At 53.2% G+C, this 19,095-nt stretch carries 16 protein-coding genes and 1 tRNA gene; 5 read left to right on the forward strand and 12 right to left on the reverse strand.

Annotated features, from left to right (window positions below):
* Window positions 1-1,593 carry a BCCT family transporter gene (locus ACN0V1_RS14755; protein WP_417545722.1) on the reverse strand — a complete coding sequence of 531 codons (1,593 nt, stop codon included), beginning with the start codon at window positions 1,591-1,593 and terminating at the stop codon, window positions 1-3.
* Window positions 1,594-1,874: 281 nt separating this feature from the next.
* Between ACN0V1_RS14755 and ACN0V1_RS14760 the strand changes: the two genes are divergently transcribed.
* The 4 genes from ACN0V1_RS14760 (at window position 1,875) to ACN0V1_RS14775 (ending at window position 6,731) form a co-directional block, all read left to right on the forward strand.
* A complete protein-coding gene (locus ACN0V1_RS14760; RefSeq protein ID WP_417545723.1) occupies window positions 1,875-3,518 on the forward strand; it encodes an FMN-binding glutamate synthase family protein in 1,644 nt (547 codons plus the stop codon).
* Window positions 3,519-3,688: 170 nt separating this feature from the next.
* Window positions 3,689-3,765, forward strand: a tRNA-Pro gene (locus ACN0V1_RS14765).
* Between the two features lie 529 nt (window positions 3,766-4,294).
* Window positions 4,295-5,110: a hypothetical protein gene (locus tag ACN0V1_RS14770; RefSeq protein WP_417545724.1), complete on the forward strand. Its 816-nt coding sequence runs from the start codon at window positions 4,295-4,297 to the stop codon at window positions 5,108-5,110.
* Window positions 5,111-5,300: 190 nt separating this feature from the next.
* A complete protein-coding gene (locus tag ACN0V1_RS14775; RefSeq protein ID WP_417545725.1) occupies window positions 5,301-6,731 on the forward strand; it encodes an aldehyde dehydrogenase family protein in 1,431 nt (476 codons plus the stop codon).
* Window positions 6,732-6,801: 70 nt separating this feature from the next.
* Here ACN0V1_RS14775 and ACN0V1_RS14780 read toward each other — a convergent pair whose 3' ends face one another.
* Window positions 6,802-7,410, reverse strand: a complete 609-nt coding sequence (locus ACN0V1_RS14780) for a Crp/Fnr family transcriptional regulator (protein WP_417545726.1) — start codon at window positions 7,408-7,410, stop codon at window positions 6,802-6,804.
* Between the two features lie 116 nt (window positions 7,411-7,526).
* Here ACN0V1_RS14780 and ACN0V1_RS14785 point away from each other — a divergent pair, with 116 nt between their 5' ends.
* Window positions 7,527-7,715, forward strand: a complete 189-nt coding sequence (locus tag ACN0V1_RS14785; RefSeq protein WP_417545727.1) for a DUF2892 domain-containing protein — start codon at window positions 7,527-7,529, stop codon at window positions 7,713-7,715.
* A 68-nt stretch (window positions 7,716-7,783) separates the two neighbouring features.
* Here the strand turns inward: ACN0V1_RS14785 and ACN0V1_RS14790 are convergent, their stop codons facing one another.
* The 10 genes from ACN0V1_RS14790 to ACN0V1_RS14835 form a co-directional block, all read right to left on the reverse strand.
* Window positions 7,784-8,149 (reverse strand): MerR family transcriptional regulator, encoded by a 366-nt coding sequence (locus ACN0V1_RS14790; protein WP_096783163.1) that lies wholly within the window; start codon window positions 8,147-8,149, stop codon window positions 7,784-7,786.
* Entirely contained in the window at window positions 8,130-8,432 is a 303-nt protein-coding gene (ihfA, locus tag ACN0V1_RS14795; RefSeq protein WP_071264800.1) for an integration host factor subunit alpha, read from the reverse strand. The genes ACN0V1_RS14790 and ihfA overlap by 20 nt, the downstream gene beginning before the upstream one ends.
* A 3-nt stretch (window positions 8,433-8,435) precedes the next feature.
* Entirely contained in the window at window positions 8,436-10,808 is a 2,373-nt protein-coding gene (pheT, locus tag ACN0V1_RS14800) for a phenylalanine--tRNA ligase subunit beta (protein ID WP_417545728.1), read from the reverse strand.
* Between the two features lie 60 nt (window positions 10,809-10,868).
* Window positions 10,869-11,867, reverse strand: a complete 999-nt coding sequence (gene pheS / locus ACN0V1_RS14805) for a phenylalanine--tRNA ligase subunit alpha (protein WP_417545729.1) — start codon at window positions 11,865-11,867, stop codon at window positions 10,869-10,871.
* A 161-nt stretch (window positions 11,868-12,028) separates the two neighbouring features.
* Complete coding sequence (gene rplT / locus ACN0V1_RS14810) at window positions 12,029-12,382, reverse strand: 50S ribosomal protein L20 (RefSeq protein WP_144779867.1); 354 nt, start codon at window positions 12,380-12,382, stop codon at window positions 12,029-12,031.
* 45 nt (window positions 12,383-12,427) lie between these two features.
* Complete coding sequence (gene rpmI, locus ACN0V1_RS14815; protein ID WP_339781655.1) at window positions 12,428-12,619, reverse strand: 50S ribosomal protein L35; 192 nt, start codon at window positions 12,617-12,619, stop codon at window positions 12,428-12,430.
* A 94-nt stretch (window positions 12,620-12,713) separates the two neighbouring features.
* Window positions 12,714-13,259: a translation initiation factor IF-3 gene (gene infC / locus ACN0V1_RS14820; protein ID WP_186318013.1), complete on the reverse strand. Its 546-nt coding sequence runs from the start codon at window positions 13,257-13,259 to the stop codon at window positions 12,714-12,716.
* The gene (gene thrS, locus ACN0V1_RS14825) at window positions 13,256-15,181 is read right to left on the reverse strand and encodes a threonine--tRNA ligase (RefSeq protein ID WP_417545730.1); all 1,926 of its coding nucleotides are present in this window, start codon (window positions 15,179-15,181) and stop codon (window positions 13,256-13,258) included. Before thrS ends, infC begins: the two co-directional genes overlap by 4 nt.
* Before the next feature lie 201 nt (window positions 15,182-15,382).
* On the reverse strand, window positions 15,383-17,992 hold the full coding sequence (locus ACN0V1_RS14830; RefSeq protein WP_417545731.1) for a TRAP transporter permease: 2,610 nt from the start codon (window positions 17,990-17,992) through the stop codon (window positions 15,383-15,385).
* A gap of 80 nt (window positions 17,993-18,072) precedes the next feature.
* Window positions 18,073-19,056, reverse strand: coding sequence for a TAXI family TRAP transporter solute-binding subunit (locus tag ACN0V1_RS14835; RefSeq protein ID WP_417545732.1), 984 nt, complete (start codon window positions 19,054-19,056; stop codon window positions 18,073-18,075).
* Between the last annotated feature and the right edge of the window lie 39 nt (window positions 19,057-19,095).

The following is a 19,095-nucleotide window of genomic DNA, read 5'->3' on the forward strand; positions in this document are numbered from 1 at the left end:
TTATGTCATCTCGCCTCTGGCGATCAGCAACTTGCGCTCATGGGTCAGGCCTTTCAACAGGCCCCAGGTCATGATCAGCAGAATCACCGTGAAGGGTAAGCCCGCACTGATCGCCGTTGCCTGGATAGCACCCAGCGCATCTGCACCGCCGCCAAAGATCAAGGCCGCTGCAATGGCCCCTTCCATCACCACCCAGAACACACGCTGTGCTGTGGGTGCATCGGTTTTACCACCAGCGGTTATGCTGTCGATAACCAGTGAGCCGGAGTCCGACGACGTTATAAAGAACACGAGCACCAACACAATGCCGATAAACGAAAGGATGCCTGTGAACGGCAGGTGTTCAAACATCTGGAATGTGGCCAGAGAAACCTCAGTAATGCCCTTTTCTGCAAGCACACCGATACCTTTATCAATCTGCTCCAACGCTGAGCCACCAAAGGAGCTCATCCACACCGTGGTAATCACTGTCGGTATGATCAAAACAGCTGTCACAAATTCACGAACAGTCCGGCCTTTGGAAACCCGCGCAATAAACATACCTACGAAAGGTGACCAGGAAATCCACCAGGCCCAGTAGAATACCGTCCAGCCACGCAACCAGGTTTCGTCTTCACGCCCAAACGGGTTGCTCAATGGCACGATGTTGGTCACATAGCTGACACTGGTCGCCCATATGTTTTCGAGAATGCTCATGGTTGGGCCGGCAAAAATAATGAAGAACAGCAAGATGCCCGCCAAGGCCATGTTGATGTTACTTAGCACCTTAACCCCGCCGTCAAGACCACGCAGCACAGACATAAGCGCAACAGCGGTCACACCAACGATGATAGCCATTTGAACGTTGATGCCAGAGCCCATTCCAAACAGGTAGCTCAAGCCGGAGGCCGCTTGTTGTGCACCGAAACCAAGAGACGTCGCCAGGCCGAAAATGGTCGCAACAACTGCCAGGATATCAATAATATGGCCGGGCCAGCCCCACACTTTGTCCTTCAGCAGAGGAAAAAAGGCAGAACGGATGGTCAGTGGCATACCCTTATTGAACGAAAAGAACGCTAACGAGAGCGCAACAATAGAGTAAACCGCCCAAGGATGAAGACCCCAATGATACATGGTGGCGCCCATGGCAAGATCACGGGCTTCAGGTGTGTTGGCAACCACGTCAAAAGGAGTCCCGTACCAACCAGTGTAATAGGCCACGGGCTCTGCAACGGCCCAGAACATCAGGCCGATACCCATGCCAGCCGCAAAAAGCATGGAAAACCAGGATATGGTTGAGAACTCGGGCTTGGAATCCATTCCACCCAGGCGGATTTTCCCCACAGGCATGAAAATCAACGCAATACACACGATGACAAAAATGTTGGCGCTTAGCAGGAAAAACCAGTCAAAGGTTGCAATGATGTCCAGTTTGGCGCCGTCCAGCAATTCCTTGGCGGCCTCCGGAAACATCAGCGTTCCCATGACAAAAAGAACCACCAGTATTGCGGTGATCGGAAATACCGGTGCGTGCAGATCAAGCCCAAATGGTTTGATATTATCCTGGCCGGCTACGTAATCCGTTTGATACTCGTCTTTAACTACGTCGCCCACGTTTGGCGCCTCCTGATCCTGAGTTTGGTAACGAATACCCGTCATAATCCGGATTAAAACGTTACAGGCGCGCCATACTAATGTTTTGAGTTCAAAACATCAAAAACGTCGAAATGGAGACACCAACTGTCAGAATAGACCAAATTCAGAACACCACAGCTGAAAGCTTCATCAATCGGATATCACTCAGGCGCCGTATCGATATACTTGGCCCTGTCAAAATGAAGCAAGCCATCCGATACAAGCCACCAAAAGCACCCATATAGCCAGGCCAGATATTCATGGAGAAAACAACTACCTTCCCAATGCGCTACTCAGCCTATGTGATGAGCATTTCAGGCTTTATTGTCTCTCTGGCACTCAGTCTGCAGTTTGAGGGGGGGTATATTTTCACGGGTATATTCGGTGCCCTGGCGATTCTTGGCACCTACGACTTGCTGCAGAAATCGCGCACGATCAGCCGCAACTACCCCATTATGGTGCACTTCCGTTATCTTTTTGAGTCCATAGGGCCCGAGATCCGCCAGTACTTTATTCAGTCTGATAACGACGAGCAGCCCTTTTCAAGGGATCAGCGCACCCTCATCTATCAACGCGCCAAAAATGTGCTGGACAAGCGCCCCTTTGGCTCGCAACTGAAAATGTATGACGACGGTTTCGAATGGATAAATCACTCCCTTAAACCATCAAAAATCGCGAATAGCAACTTCCGCGTGCAGATTGGCTCGCGCTGCGCCAAGCCCTATAACGCAAGCGTTTTCAATATCTCTGCCGTGAGCTTTGGCTCGCTGTCTGCAAACGCGATTCTGAGTCTGAACACGGGCGCCAAAATGGGCGACTTTTATCACGACACAGGCGAAGGCTCTATCTCCCGCTATCACAAGGAGCCCGGGGGCGACCTGGTCTGGGAAATCGGTTCCGGCTACTTCGGTTGTCGAAACAAAGACGGCACATTCAGCCCTGAACAGTTTGCAAGAAATGCGACGATCGATCAGGTAAAAATGATAGAGGTCAAACTATCTCAGGGTGCAAAACCCGGCCACGGAGGTATTCTCCCCGGCGCCAAAGTAACACCGGAAATTGCAGAAGCCCGAGGTGTATCGGTTGGCGAAGACTGCATCTCGCCCGCACAGCACTCGGCCTTTTCAACGCCCATTGAAATGCTTGAGTTTCTGGACCAGCTCCGCGAACTGTCCGGAGGTAAACCAGTGGGTTTCAAGCTGGCTATCGGCCACCCCTGGGAATGGTTCGCTATTGTTAAAGCGATGCTCGAGACCGGGCGCAAGCCCGACTTTATTGTTGTAGACGGCGGCGAAGGTGGCACTGGCGCGGCGCCCCTGGAGTTCATCAATCGTATTGGCACGCCCATGACAGAGGCGCTCCTTCTGGTTCACAACACTCTGGTGGGCACCAATCTAAGGGAAGATATCGCCATTGGTGCTGCCGGGAAAATCACCTCTGCTTTCAATATTGCACGTACGCTCGCCTTGGGAGCTGACTGGTGCAACGCGGCCCGCGGCTACATGTTTTCACTGGGCTGCATCCAGGCCCTGAATTGCCATACTGGTCGCTGCCCCAGCGGTGTTGCCACTCAGGACCCCAGAAGAAGCAACAAGCTGGATGTAGAAGACAAAAGCAAGAGGGTGTACAACTTCCACAAAAACACTCTGGATGCGCTGCAAAATCTGCTGGAGGCCTCCGGCCTGCGCCACCCCGGCGAGCTGGGACCCGAGCACATTGTTCGCCGGGTGTCGAAAACGAAAGTACACTCGTACATCGACCTGTTCCCCTTCCTGGCGCCCGGCGCACTGCTAGAGGGTAAAACCGGCATGGCGGTCTTCGATAAATACTGGGCTGTATCGCAACCAGACAGCTTTGATCCGCCAGAGTTCGTGCAGAAGCTCAGAGAAACCAAGCTCCGCTAAAAATCCGGGAAATCCGGGAGCGAAACCTACAAAGTCTGTTTATTTTTGCTTTGGGCTAGTGTAGACTTCGCTCCCGCTAAGCCACTGAGATTCCTCTTTAAGTCTCTTTGGCGCATGTCAGCAAAGCTTGGTATCAAAGCCCGGCTTCGAAACGACGGCATATAGCGTATCGGGGCGTAGCGCAGCTTGGTAGCGCACTTGCATGGGGTGCAAGGGGTCGTAGGTTCAAATCCTACCGTCCCGACCATATTTCAACGGCTTAGGGCACATCTTTGGATGTGCTCTTTTTCGTTTCTAGCCAAAAATTTCCCGCTAAACTTTTCTACAATGGCCTGACGGGCAACTTTCAGGGTCTCACGACTTTCTGCCTACCCCTGCAATTTCACGAAAGGCTTCAATACGTTAAGCCAAAGATTTTTGCTTCAACCAGTAACGGTTGTTCAATGCTAACGGCGGGCCCAAGGGGAAATGGGTGATAGCACCTGGATCAGAACCCAATCGCCGGATTCTCTGCATTCACAGCGGTTCCTGGATCGCTGGCAACCCTAAAAGCCAAAGCCATCGCGCCATCACTGACCGGTTGCCGAGGTCGGCACACGCCAGCGTATTCGCCATTGATTGCTGGCTAATGCTGGAAGTTGCGATGCAGTTACCGTCTTTTTGGTTAAACTTTGTTCATGTTTTATGGCCCATTTTCACTGTAAAAGTGGACCATAAAATATGCCAGGGATCGCCTAAAGAACCGCCTGTAACCCGCTAATAATACGTCGCTTTTCATGACACCAGCCTTCAGTTTAAGTACCAGAAATGACAGAAAAAACCATAAAATCAAGCTATTAATAGAGATGGAGGTGGCAGCTTTTCAGTCCACAAAGCGGGTGTTTAGTGTGAGTAGCAAGTGCCAACCAATTGTCACCTTGGACACGCATATTTGTGAGGAGCGTCGCTGCGGAACATTACAAATTCTGGTAGGTGATCACCAAACGTTCGAGCCTGCTCTACGCTTTATGGTGTTAATCAACGTTCGGTGGCACAGCATTTTGGCTTGCATGCTGCCGAATCATGTAGGAGAAAGTGCTATGCAGTGGAAAAATTCTTTGGCCGTTTTGTGCCTGACTATGTCGCCAGCGCTTGCATTAGCTGAACCTGAGGCCGGCGATCGGCTCTTTACCCTTTCGGGTTCCGGAGCGAGCGACTCTGGCTTCGATAACAGCACTGGCAGTCTCAGCTTTGATCTTGGCCAGTTTTACTCTGAAAGCACAGTTTTTGGTATTCGCCAAAGTATTGGCTTTGCCGATAGCGAAAATGACTCAAACTGGAGTGGTGCGACCCGGGTGTTCGGGGATTATCATTTTGATGCCGGGAAATGGCGGCCATTTATTGGTGCAAACATTGGTGGCATCTATGGGGACGATGTTGATGAGACCTTCTTCGCAGGGCCTGAGGTCGGCGTGAAGTACTACGTCAAACCAAAAACCTTCATCACGTTTCAGACGGAGTATCAGGTATTCTTTGATAGTGCGAGCGACGCCAACGATAACTTCGACGACGGTGCCTGGGCGTACAGTGCCGGTATTGGTTTTAACTTCTGAACCTTAAATGCGACGAGCACAGGCTTCTTTTGGGGAGCCTGTGTGTTGAATGACCGATTTCTTCTGCAATGACACTTCACCCGGTGCCCTTGGCAACTTGGTGCGCGTTACAATTTTGCCAGCGCCTCAGGCCCCGCAGCCGACCAATCTGATACCATGGTCCAAACTCCCAACAAAGAGCTGAACCACGATGGATGCAACCAAGTTTTACATTAATGGGAAGTGGGTTACCCCTGAGGGAACCCAACACCTGGACGTTATAAACCCTTCTGATGAAAAGGGATTTTCCAAGATAACGCTAGGCTCGCAGGCTGATACGGACAAAGCTGTCAGTGCTGCAAAGAAAGCATTTCCGGCCTGGTCGGCGTCTACCAAAGAACAACGTATTGAGCTGCTGGAACGCTTGTTTGAGACCTACAAGGAACGCGCAGAAGAGATGGCCCAAACCATCAGCCAGGAAATGGGCGCGCCCATTGACCTTGCACGAAGCGCACAGGTTGGCGCCGGCGCCGCACACCTGAAGAACACCATCCGTGCCCTGAAGTCTTTCAACTTTGAACACCCTCTCGGTGAGCACGCACCGGACAACATCATTTTGCACGAGGCGGTAGGTGTCTGTGCGCTGATCACACCTTGGAACTGGCCGATGAACCAGGTGATGCTGAAGGTCGCTCCAGCCCTCGCCGCAGGCTGCACGGTGGTTATCAAGCCGTCTGAGATCTCGCCTCTGTCGGCGATGCTTCTTGCCGAAATGATTGATAGCTCGGGCTTCCCGGAAGGCGTTTTCAACCTTATTAACGGCGATGGCGCAGGCGTTGGTTCGCAACTGTCCGAGCACCCGGATGTTGATCTGGTCAGCTTTACCGGCTCCACCCGTGCCGGCAAAGCAATCACAATTGCTGCAGCAGACACCATGAAGCGAGTCGGCCTGGAGCTGGGGGGCAAAGGCGCCAACATCATCTTTGCTGACGCTGACGAAAAGGCAGTGACCCGTGGTGTACGCCACTGCTTCGCTAACTCGGGCCAGTCCTGCAACGCTCCTACGCGAATGCTGGTGGAAAAGTCTCTTTACAAACAGGCCGTTGAAACCGCAGCGATGATTGCTGGTAAAACCGACGTAGGTCTCGCAGGTAATGAAGGTCGGCATATCGGGCCGGTAGTGTCCGGGCAGCAGTTCCTGAAGGTTCAGGCGTTGATCAAAAAAGGTATAGAGGAAGGTGCTACGCTGGTAGCTGGCGGTGAAGGCAGGCCAGAAGGTTTTGAGGCAGGCTATTTCGTGAAACCAACCGTGTTCGCGGATGTTACACCCAACATGACCATATGGAGTGAAGAAATTTTCGGCCCGGTTCTGGCTATCACGCCTTTTGAAACGGAAGAGGAAGCGATAGAGCTGGCAAACGATACGCTCTACGGGCTTACCAACTATATCCAGACCTCCGACAAAGACAAAGCCCGCAGAGTCGCCAGGCAGGTCAGGTCGGGCATGGTGGAAATTAACGGCAAATCCGGATCGGCAGGCTTTCCATTCGGCGGTATGAAGCAGTCCGGTAATGGCAGCCGCGAAGGTGGCGTATGGGGCCTGGAAGAGTTCCTGGAAGTTAAATCCGTCACCGACTGGTAACGTTTACCACCGTTTCTAAAAGGTTGGCCAATCGCCCCGGAGCCCGAGAGGGATCTCTGGGGCGATTGCCTTACACGCCTTTTACATCAATTCTGCCACGTGACAATTGCACCCTGCCCTTTCGCTCAAGCTCTTTCAACAACCGACTGACAACCTCTCTGGCGGTCCCCAGCTCGACGGCGAGCTCTTGATGAGTAATGTGGATGGGACTGCGCCGGGCGCCTAACCATTCCTCAAGGCGTTCATCCATTCGGCGAAAAGCCACCTCTTCAACCAACAGCATCAGGTCATCCAGGCGGCGCCCATAGGATTCCATAATACCGAGGCGAAAAGCGGCCGACTGATCCATCAGCCGGTCAAACAGACCCCGGGGAACCATGGCAGCTTCGGACTCCTCTTCCACAAAGGCCTCTGCGCGGTATCCATAGCCCGTCATCAGGCAGCCAATAGACAAGGTACAAATATCATCAGCGCCCATGCGGTACAGCACGATACTGTTGCCGGACACGCCTGTCATCTGAACCTTGACCGCACCACTAAGCATTAGCGGCAAGCCCTTGCAATGCTCACCCGCGTGGAACAGGATTTGCCCCGGAAGAAAGCGCATAACCTTAATACTTTCAACAGCTTCCTTTTGAAGCTCTCGAGGCAGGGTTTCCAGAATACTGTGACGCAACATGAGTCTTCCCTGAGCTTTTAATACGGACAGCGACAGTGTGACTTTATCACTGAACTGGCTCGCCGTGAGCGCTAAAGTAAGAATCGTAGCCTCATACCAACACAGGAGAATGAATCATGAGCGTTAATATGGGTTCTGCAGACCGGATTATTCGCGCCCTTGTCGGAATTATACTTCTGGCACTGGTGTTTGTCGGGCCACAAACACCCTGGGGCTGGATTGGTATCGTGTCGCTGGCGACCGCGCTGATCGGCAACTGCCCGGCGTATTCACTGCTGGGTATAAAAACCTGCAAAAAGCAGTAAATTAAGCCTGATACAAAAAAGCCGAAGTGACGGGGAATCACTTCGGCTTTTTTGTTTGAGGAGTCTGGTTATTTTACGGGTGCATTGAGTACGTCCAGCACCTCTTCCAGCTCGGATATCATCTGTCGAATAAGCTGCTTGTACTGAGTGGTATCGTCTTTCACCTCATGGCTGCTAAGCTTCTGCTTGGCACCGCCAATCGTGTAACCCTGCTCGTACAGCAAACTGCGTATCTGACGAATGGTAATAACGTCGGCTCGCTGATAATACCGGCGATTACCCCGTCGCTTTACGGGTGACAGCTGGGGGAACTCCTGCTCCCAATAGCGCAGTACGTGGGCTTTCACCGCGCACAGATCCGCTACCTCACCGATCGTGAAATAACGCTTCCCGGGAATAGCAGGGAGTTCGTTGTTATGACTGGGTTCCAACATACGCTTCTACTTTCTGTTTCAGTTTCTGTCCCGGGCGAAACGTAACAACACGTCGGGCGCTTATAGGAATCTCTTCACCGGTTTTCGGGTTTCGTCCAGGACGCTGCTTTTTATCACGCAGGTCAAAGTTCCCGAAACCCGACAGTTTTACCTGTTCGTTGTGGCTGAGCGCGCCTCTGATCTCGTCGAAAAAAGCTTCCACCATTTCCTTGGCTTCGCGTTTGTTCAGGCCCAACTCCTCATACAAGCGCTCCGCCATTTCCGCTTTCGTCAAAGCCGCCATCTCTCAACTCCTCAGTGTTGCCTCCAACTCTTCCTTCAATGCGTCGATGACACCGTTGAAGAGCGAATGCACCTCATCTTCATTCAACGTGCGCTCAGGATGCTGCCAGAACAGACTTAACGCCAGGCTTCGGTTGCCCTCACCCAGACTCTCTCCTTCGTATACATCAAACGCACGCAACGCCGTAAGTCGCTCGCCGGCATGCTTTCTGGCTACACGCTCAACATCGGCAAACGCAACTTCACTACTGATAATGATAGCCAAATCCCGGCGAACTTCCGGGAATTTTGAAATTTCTTTGAAATTAGGCACATATCCGGTAATGATCGAATTCAAGGATAGCTCAAACATCAGAATCGTGCCATTAAGTTCAAGATTTTTCTGAACTTGTGGGTGCAATGTGCCCAGCCAACCGACATGTTCGCCATCCCGGAGGAGTTCTGCCGTCTGGCCCGGGTGCAGAGCCGGGTGCTGGCTACCCAGAAACCCGATCTCGATACCCAGCAAACTGAACAGTCCTTCCAACTCTCCTTTTACATCAAAGAAGTCCGCCGTTCTGCGACCGTTTACCCAGTTTTCGGGGTATTGTGAACCAACAACAACCCCTGCCAGCATGGGGTGCTGATCAATGCGCTGACCGTCCTGCAGAAAACGCAAACCTGTCTCGAACAGGCGGATACGCGACTGCTGTCGGTTCTGGTTGTGGGCAACTGTTTTCAGCAAACCACTCCAGAGGCTGGTTCGCATCACAGACAAGTCCGATGAAATCGGATTTGCCAGCGCAATGCCTTCATGCTCGGGATCTATCTGCGCCTGCACCTTGGGGTCTACAAAGCTGTAAGTGATCGCCTCCTGATAACCATGAGAAACAAAGTAATCACGTATGGCCGAAACCGGGCGAGTCGCTTCTTCGTTCACTCTCAGGCCAAGGGAGCCTGTCGGCTCGGTAACCGGCAGGTTGTTGTAGCCATAGATGCGCCCCACTTCTTCGATTAGATCTTCCTCGATCGAAATATCGGGGCGAAAACTGGGCACAGTAATGCGCCAACCATTCTTCAGTAATTTTCCAATGCCCAGGCCAAGCCGGATCAGGATTTGCTCAACCGTGGTGCGATCGATTTCAAGACCCAACACGTCAGCCAGCCGCTGTGAACGAAGATCAATAGTGCGCCCCTTTGGCAGGTGCTCTGCACTGGCCACCTCAACAATCTCGCCAGGCTCGCCGCCTACGATACCCATGAGCAGATGGGTTGCACGCTCCATGGCGTCACGGGCAAGTTCATAATCGACGCCGCGCTCGAAGCGGTGCGACGCATCCGTATGCAGGCCGTAATGACGGGCCTTGCCCGCGAGGGTGATCGGGTCAAAGTAGGCCGCTTCAAGTACCAGATCACGGGTTTTGGAGTTCACACCTGAGTGCTCGCCACCCATAATGCCAGCGATAGCAATGGGTTTTTCGTGATCTGCGATAACGAGCGTCTGCTCCGTCAGCTCAACTTCCTGTCCGTCCAGCAGCACCAGTTTCTCTGCCGGAAGTGCCATGCGCACAACAATCCCTTCGCTGATCTCATCACGATCAAATGCGTGCAGTGGCTGCCCCTGTTCCAACATCACGTAGTTGGTCACATCCACAGCTGCATCAATTGAACGAACGCCGGATCGCCGGAGTTTCTCCCGCATCCACAAGGGCGTCTCGGCCTGAAGGTTCACATTGCGAAGAATGCGGCCCAGGTAACGCGGACAACCCTCAGGAGCATCAACGCGGATGCCAGGAACCTCAGAATGTACCGCCTCAACCGGATCAATCTGCGGTGATTGCTGAACCATGCTGTTCAGCACGCCCACTTCGCGAGCAATGCCTTTGATAGAGAGGCAGTCACTGCGGTTAGGCGTCAGATCCACATCGATGGCTACGTCATTTAGCTTGAGATAATCACTTACCGCTGCCCCTACCGGCGCATCGGCGGGCAGTTCCATGATGCCGTCGTGATCTTCAGACAGCCCCAGCTCGGATCCTGAGCACAACATTCCTTCAGACGGCTGGCCACGAAGTTTTGCTTTCCGGATTTTGAAATCACCGGGCAGCACTGCGCCAATCACAGCAAAAGGCACCTTCAACCCCTGGCGCACATTCGGAGCGCCACACACAACCTGGACTGTCTGGCCGCCATCACTCACTTGGCATACACGAAGTTTGTCGGCATCCGGGTGGGGCTCTACAGACAGAACCTCTCCAACCACCACCCCTTGAAACTTACCGGCTACGGGCTCGAAGCCATCGACTTCCAGCCCTGCCATTGTAATCTGGTCCATCAACTCCTGAGAGCTGATCTCCGGGTTAACCCACTCGCGCAGCCACTGCTCACTGAATTTCATGGTTATTGCCTTATCCTGATGCGGTTTCGACTGTTGATTTGGATGCCGTAAAGCGCCGTATTAACGGAACTGACGCAGAAAACGCAGATCGTTCTCAAAGAACATCCGCAAGTCGTTCACGCCATAACGGAGCATGGCCAGACGCTCTACGCCCATACCGAATGCAAAGCCCCGGTACTCCTCGGCATCAATGCCGCAATACCCGAATACCTTGGGGTGCACCATGCCGCAACCCATAATTTCCAGCCATTTGATGCTGCCATCGGCTTCCCGACCCCACTCGATATCCACCTCGGCGGAGGGCTCAGTGAACGGGAAGTAGGACGGACGAAAGCGCACTTGAAGGTCACGCTCAAAAAACACCCGCAGAAACTCTTCTACCGTACTTTTCAGATCGGCGAAACTGACATTTTTTTCGATCAGCAACCCTTCAACCTGATGGAACATCGGGGTATGGGTCATATCCGAATCACAACGATAAACCCGCCCTGGGCAGATCATGCGAAATGGGGGCTTTCCGGCTTCCATGGTACGAATCTGCACCGGGGACGTGTGGGTGCGCAGCAAGGTGCCGGGATTAAAATAGAAGGTATCATGCATAGCCCGGGCGGGATGGTGGCCCGGAATGTTGAGAGCTTCGAAGTTGTGGTAGTCGTCTTCAATTTCCGGGCCCTGCTCTACGGTGTAGCCGGCACGGGAAAAGAAGTCTTCAATACGTTGGAGAGTTCGGGTAACCGGGTGCAATCCACCAAGATCCTGACCGCGACCAGGCAGGCTTACGTCTATGGATTCACCGGCGAGCTTCTGCTCAATGGCGACCCGCTCAAGGTCACTGCGTCGCGCATTAATCGCTTGCTCAACCTGCCCTTTTGCCTCATTTATCTTCTGGCCGGCCGCGGGACGTTCCTCTGCAGAGAGTTTGCCCAGAGTTTTCGCTTGCTGGGTAATTACGCCTTTCTTGCCGAGGTATTCCACACGAATTTGATCAAGCGCCTGCAAGCTGCCGGCTTGTTCTACTGCTGCCAAACCGCCCTGAACCAGTTGCTCCAGGTTTTCCATTGACCCTGCTCCAAACCAGAAGTGAGGATTTCAAAAAATTGAAATCTTGAAACAAAAATAGGGGAAGAGCGTGCCCTTCCCCTATTAAACAATGTCTGTTGCGCTTAATGGATAGGCGCCTGACACCGGATCGATTCGCAATCGATGAAAGAGCTAAGCGATCAGAGAGATGCTTTGGCTGTATCAACAACAGCGGCAAATGCCTGCTGCTCGTTCATGGCCAGATCAGCCAGAACCTTACGATCGATCTCAACGTTTGCCTTTTTCAGACCAGCGATCAAACGGCTGTATGACAGACCGTTAGCGCGGGCACCGGCGTTAATACGTGCAATCCACAGAGCGCGGAATGAACGCTTACGGTTACGACGGTCGCGATATGCGTACTGACCGGCTTTAATAACCGCTTGCTTGGCAACGCGGAACACACGGCTACGGGCACCGTAGTAACCCTTGGCCTGCTTTAAAATCTTCTTATGACGACGACGTGCAACCACGCCACGCTTAACACGAGCCATACTTTAATCCTTCTACCTTAAAACCGTTGTGAGTGTATTGCTGCGTTACTTACCGAGCATACGCTTTACGGAAGCCACATCAGATTTGACAACCAATGAAGTACCACGCAGCTGACGCTTACGCTTGGGACTCTTCTTGGTCAGAATGTGACTGGTGAAGGCTGACTTGTGCTTGAAGCCGGTAGCAGTCTTCTTGAACCGCTTGGCCGCTCCACTTTTGGTTTTCATCTTAGGCATTTTTTAAAACTCCGCATTCTGTTTTTAGTGCATCAATGTGAACCTGAACGACAAATCCCCCGCTTGGTGCAGGGGACAAATCATTGAGTCAGATTCACTTCTTTTTGCGGGGAGCCACAATCATGGTCATCTGGCGGCCTTCCATTTTCGGCCGCATTTCAACCTGAGCCAGCGCGTCAATATCTGCTTCAATGCGTTCCATGAGCTTCATACCAATTTCCTGGTGTGCCATCTCACGGCCACGGAAGCGGATAGTGATTTTGCCGCGGTCCCCGCCTTCAAGGAAACGTACCAGGTTGCGTAGTTTTACCTGATAATCCCCTTCTTCAGTTCCTGGTCGGAACTTAAGCTCTTTGACTTGCGTCTGTTTCTGTTTCTTCTTGGCAGCAGCCTTCGCCTTTTTCTCGTCGAAGACTTTTTTACCATAGTCCATTATTTTACAGACGATCGGATCGGAATCTGTAACCTGTACCAGATCCAGGGTCGCCTCCTCTGCCATCTTGAGGGCGTCTTCGATCGATACCACACCAACCTGATTGCCTTCGGCATCGATCAGGCGGACTTCAGTTGCATCAATATTCTCATTGATCGGCGCCTTTGGAGTACGCCCACCCCGATTCGTTCGCTGTTTAATAGTCAATTCTCCGTCTTGATTCTGCCCTTGCGCTCAACATCTTCCTGCAGAAGCTGCTCAAACGCTTCGAGCGATAGGGTTCCCAAATCTTCACCTTTGCGGGTTCTCACCGCAACGGCGTTGTTTTCGACTTCTTTATCGCCGACAACGACAAGGTAGGGAACTTTGTTAATAGTATGCTCGCGGATTTTAAAGCCGATCTTCTCGTTTCTCAAGTCAGCATTAACCCTAAAGCCTAAAGAATCGAACTTTTTCGCCAGATTCTGACAATAATCACGCTGATTATCGGTAATATTGAGAATTGCCACCTGAGTCGGAGCCAGCCATGTCGGGAATGCGCCCTCGTACTCCTCAATCAGAATACCAATAAACCTCTCGAACGAGCCCAGCACTGCGCGATGCAACATCACCGGCGTTTTACGCTCTGAATTGTCAGCGACATATTGCGCGCCCAGGCGCCCAGGCATGGAGAAATCTACCTGGATGGTGCCACATTGCCATACCCGACCGATACAATCCTTGAGAGAAAACTCGATTTTCGGGCCATAAAAAGCACCTTCGCCCGGTAAAAGCTCCCAGTCGACGCCTTCACGGTTCAGAGCTTCCTCTAATGCAGCCTCGGACTTGTCCCAAACTTCATCAGAGCCTACGCGCTTTTCCGGGCGGGTAGACAGCTTGTACAAAATTTCGGTAAAACCAAAATCCTTGTAAACCTCATGCAGCAGGTCAATAAACCTGGACACTTCCTTCTGAATCGCATTTTCCTCACAGAAGATGTGGGCGTCATCCTGGGTAAAACCACGCACCCGCATCAACCCGTGCAATGCACCGGAGGCTTCGTTGCGGTGACAGGAGCCGAATTCCGCCAACCGCAGCGGCAAGTCCTTGTAGCTTTTCAGGCCCTGATTGAACACCTGGATATGGCACGGGCAGTTCATCGGCTTGATGGCGAAGTCATGTTTTTCCGACTCAGTGGTGAACATGCCCTCTTTGAACTTGTCCCAATGGCCGGATTTTTCCCAAAGTGAGCGGGACACGATCTGAGGTGTCTTTATTTCCTGGTACCCGTGGCGGCGCAGAATATCGCGCATGTACTGCTCAATCTCCTGGTACACAGCCCAGCCATCCGGATGCCAGAACACCATGCCGGGAGCTTCTTCCTGCATATGAAACAGGCCAAGCTTCTTGCCCACTTTGCGATGGTCACGCTTTTCGGCTTCTTCGATGCGATGCAAGTAGGCTTTCAGATCCTTCTTGTTGGCCCAGGCAGTGCCGTACACCCGCTGCAACTGTTCGTTGCCGGTGTCGCCACGCCAGTAAGCCCCGGCAACCTTGGTGAGCTTGAAAGCCTTCATTTTACCGGTGCTAGGCACGTGCGGGCCGCGGCACAGATCAATAAAATCACCCTGGCGGTAGAACGACAGATCCTCTTCGCCGGGAATGTCCTCAATAATGCGAACTTTGTACTCTTCACCCATTTCAGTAAATAACGCAACGGCTTCGCTGCGGGACATCACGGAGCGGGAAACAGGCAGATCCTGCTTGGCAAGTTCCGCCATGCGCTTTTCGATACGCGCCAGATCTTCATTGGTGAAAGGGCGGTCGTATTTGAAATCGTAGTAAAAACCGTCATCTATCACTGGGCCTATAGTGACCTGAGCTTCCGGAAACAACTCTTTGACCGCCATGGCCAGCAGGTGGGCCGTAGAGTGACGAATAACCTCAAGGCCGTCAGGGTCGCGCTCTGTGATGATGGCGAGCTCTGCGTCTTGTTCGATCAGGTGACTGGTATCGACCAGGCTGCCATCGACTTTACCGGCCAGGGCGGCCTTGGCCAGACCGGCACCGATATCGGCTGCCACATCGTGTACGGTGACAGGTTGGGCAAAACTGCGATGACTGCCATCAGGCAGGGTTACTACGGGCATGGTGCGCTCCAAAAGAGTGTTCCAGAGAGTGCTCTGGAAAGAACTCAGCGGTGATCTATACCAAAGACCACTTGTGTTAATAGCCGCCGCGATACAAACCACGGTGCCAAAGAAGGGAGGCAGTTTAACAGAAAAAAACCCGGCGGGTTAATGCCGGGTTTTGCTTTGAGTTTTGCCTGAACCGATATCTGTGCCCACCGCTTAACGCGAGGGCACAAAGTCCGGTCGCTCGGGCTCACCAGCCCTGCGACGCAACTGCAAGAAAGCAAGCAAACCCAGCAACAGCAGTGCTGGAATGAACATCAGCTCTTTCGGCGGTCGCGGATTCGCTACCTGCACGGTATCGATAGTCCAGCCAAAGCTCAGCCCGGCTTTTTCCGCATCGCTGCCAAAGTTGACGAACTCGACGTTCATCACCTCTCCTGCCTCGGAAACTTCCAAGCCGGCTGCGGCCAACCGCTGCTCAGGCGTATCGCCCGCTGGCAGGGGCAACTGCAGATACTTCGATGTGTCGTCGCCAGACAACGACATACCCGAGGCCTGAAGAACGATGGGCTGGTCTGCCGCTACTTCATCCACGTGTTGCAGCAGCTCCACGCCGGGGCGGTCATTGGTAGGCGGGTAGATTTCGTCCCACCAGAAGCCCGGACGAAACAGGGTGAAGGTAATCAGCAACAAACCGATGGTTTCCCACCAGCGGGTTTTGGTAAACCAGAAACCCTGGGTTGCGGCGGAGAACACCAGCATGGCGGTTACCGCACTGAACACGGTGACCAGCAGGTCGAACCAGCCGGTCAGCCCGATCAGCAACAACTGGGTGTTGAAGATGAACATGAATGGCAGAATGGCGGTTCGTATATCGTAGGTGAAACCCTGAATACCCGTTCGTATCGGATCAGCCCCCGAAATCGCCGCAGCGGCGTAGGCTGCCAGACCCACCGGTGGCGTGTCATCCGCCAGGATGCCGAAATAGAACACGAACAAATGCACCGCAATCAACGGCACCAGCAGACCGTTTTCCGCACCCAGGGTGACGATGACCGGGGCCATCAAAGTAGACACCACAATGTAGTTGGCAGTCGTTGGCAAGCCCATGCCCAGTATCAGGCTGATGATGGCAGTGAAGCCCAACATCAACAGCAGGTTACCGCCGGAGATAAACTCCACAAACTGAGTCATCACCAGGCCGATGCCTGTCAGCGTAACCGTACCAACCACAATGCCAGCGGTGGCGGTGGCTACACCAATACCTACCATGTTGCGGGCGCCGATAACCAGAGACTGGGTCAGATCTGCTCCGCCCTGCTTCAGGCCGCTCACGTAATTACCGCTGTTTTTGAAGAACGCTTTCAGCGGACGCTGGGTAACGATGATAAATAACATAAACACCGTGGCCCAGAAGGCCGACAGCTGCGGTGAGAAACGCTCTACTGTGAGGCACCACACCAGAACCACCACTGGCAGCAGAAAATACAGGCCGGTTTTCACGGTATCCCCCACCGGGGGCAACTTGTCCATAAGCGAGTCCGGATCGTCTTCTTCCAGATCCGGGAAGCGCGAACCATAACCTACAAGCGCAATGTAGATCGCCACCATGAGTGGCGTAAGTACCCACATGGCCGCGCTGCCGAAGACATCTTTCGTCCAGCCAACGCCGTAGTATACCGCCAGGGTAAGCGCACTCAGCCCCAACAAAAGCATCACCCACACCAGCATGCGCTGAGCCAGGGTCGGCTTGTTGAGCCGCTCAACGCCTTTCATGTTCATCTTGCAGGCTTCCAGGTGCACGATATAAATCAGCGCCACGTAAGAAATCATCGCCGGCAAAATGGCGTGCTTGATCACTTCGAGGTAAGAGATACCGACATATTCGACCATCAAAAACGCGGCGGCACCCATGATCGGCGGTGTCAGCTGACCGTTGGTCGAGGCTGCAACTTCCACGGCACCGGCTTTCGTTGCCGGAAAACCTACTTTCTTCATTAGCGGGATAGTGAACGTGCCGGTGGTGACAACGTTAGCGATGGAAGAACCGGAAATAATACCACTAAGGCCACTGGCCACCACGGCTGCTTTGGCAGGGCCACCGCGCATGTGACCAAGCATGGCGTAAGCGACTTTTATAAAGTAATTGCCGGCGCCGGCACGCTCAAGCAGTGCGCCAAACAGCACGAACAGGAATACAAAACTGGTGGACACACCAAGTGCCACACCAAATACGCCTTCGGTGCCAAGCCACATATGCGAAGCCAGCTTGCTAAGGCTCGCACCCTTGTGGGCAATAACCTCTGGCATGAATGGCCCGCCCAGGGCGTAAATGACAAACACCGCAGCGACTACCGCCAGCGGCAGGCCCAATGAGCGTCTTGTGGCTTCCAGCAGTAACACCAGCCCCGTCAGGGCAACAATCAGATCCTGGGTTTCGGGTGCGCCAGGACGAGTTGCGAGCTGGTCATAGAATACATACAAATAAGAGGCAGTAAACGCCGCGCCCAGAGCCAGGATCCAGTCGTAAACGGGCACGTGATTGGTGTGCCGACCCTTGAACATGGGGAACGCAGAAAATGCTAAAAAGGACGCAAAGGCAAGGTGAATAGAGCGGGCTTCGGTAGAATTGAAGACCCCGAATTCCAGAATAAAGGGCAGCGGGGAGGCTATCCACAGCTGAAAAAGAGACCACAGCAACGGCACCGTGAACAGAATAACGGCGGCCGACCCAGTGGCCGCCCTTCCCCCGGTTTCGGTTTGAAGGAATTGTTCCACGCCCTGTTGGTCGATGGCACCCCCGCCTTTCGGTTCGCTATCGGTCATAGCATAATCCTGTTAATGAATAATGGGGAAAGCGAAATGACCGCCGGGCACCGAGGGATGCGCCGGCGGCGGGGTAAAACTTACTTGATCAGCCCAGCTTCCTTGTAGTACTTGGCTGCGCCGGGGTGCAGTGGCGCACTCAAGGCATCAGACACCATCTCTTCTTTCTTCAGGTTGGCGAAAGCCGGGTGCAGACGCTTGAAGCTGTCAAAGTTCTCAAACACTGCCTTGACCACTTCGTATACCACTTCGTCAGGCACATCGGTAGACGATACAAACGTCGCTGCCACACCAAAAGTGGTCACATCGTCGTCGGAACCACGGTACATGCCACCGGGAATGACCGCTTTCCGGTAGTACGGGTTCTCATCAATCAGTTTTTTGGCTGACTTGTTATTGACGTTTACAAGAACGCTGTCACAAGAAGTCGTCGCTTCCTTGATGGCACCGGATGGGTGACCCACGGTGTAGAAGAAGGCGTCAATGTTGCCATCGCACAAAGCTTGCGATTGCTCTGCAGCCTTCAGCTCGGCAGCCAGCGAGAACTTGTCCATGGTCCAGCCCATTTCATTCATCAGCACTTCGGCAGTAGCGCGCTGGCCAGAACCCGGGTTACCCACAGAAACACGCTTGCCTGCAAGGTCTTCGAAGTTCTTGATGCCTGAGCCTTTGCTTGCCACTACGGTAAACGGCTCGGGGTGCAGGGAGAATACGGCTCGCAGTTTTTCGTTCGGGCCGTCGTCCTTGAACTGGCTGGTGCCGTTGTAGGCGTGATATTGCCAGTCAGACTGGGCAACCGCGAGATCGAGCTCACCCTGTCGGATTGCGTTCAGGTTGTATACGGAGCCGCCCGTACTCTCTACAGAGCAACGGATCCCGTGTTCTTTGCGGTCCATGTTGACCAAGCGGCAAATAGCACCACCTGCAGGATAATAAACACCGGTAACGCCACCGGTTCCAATAGTAACAAAGCGTTGTTCCTGCGCAGAAACAGCGGTAGAGGCAGCACCCAGGCTGACAGCCGCAGCGACTGCAAATGCGGAGGCTTTAAGTTTCAGTGTCATGTGAATCATTCCTTATTTTCATCGTTGGAATCAACTGCC

This window comes from Marinobacter sp., from assembly GCF_048266785.1.
Lineage (GTDB): Bacteria > Pseudomonadota > Gammaproteobacteria > Pseudomonadales > Oleiphilaceae > Marinobacter.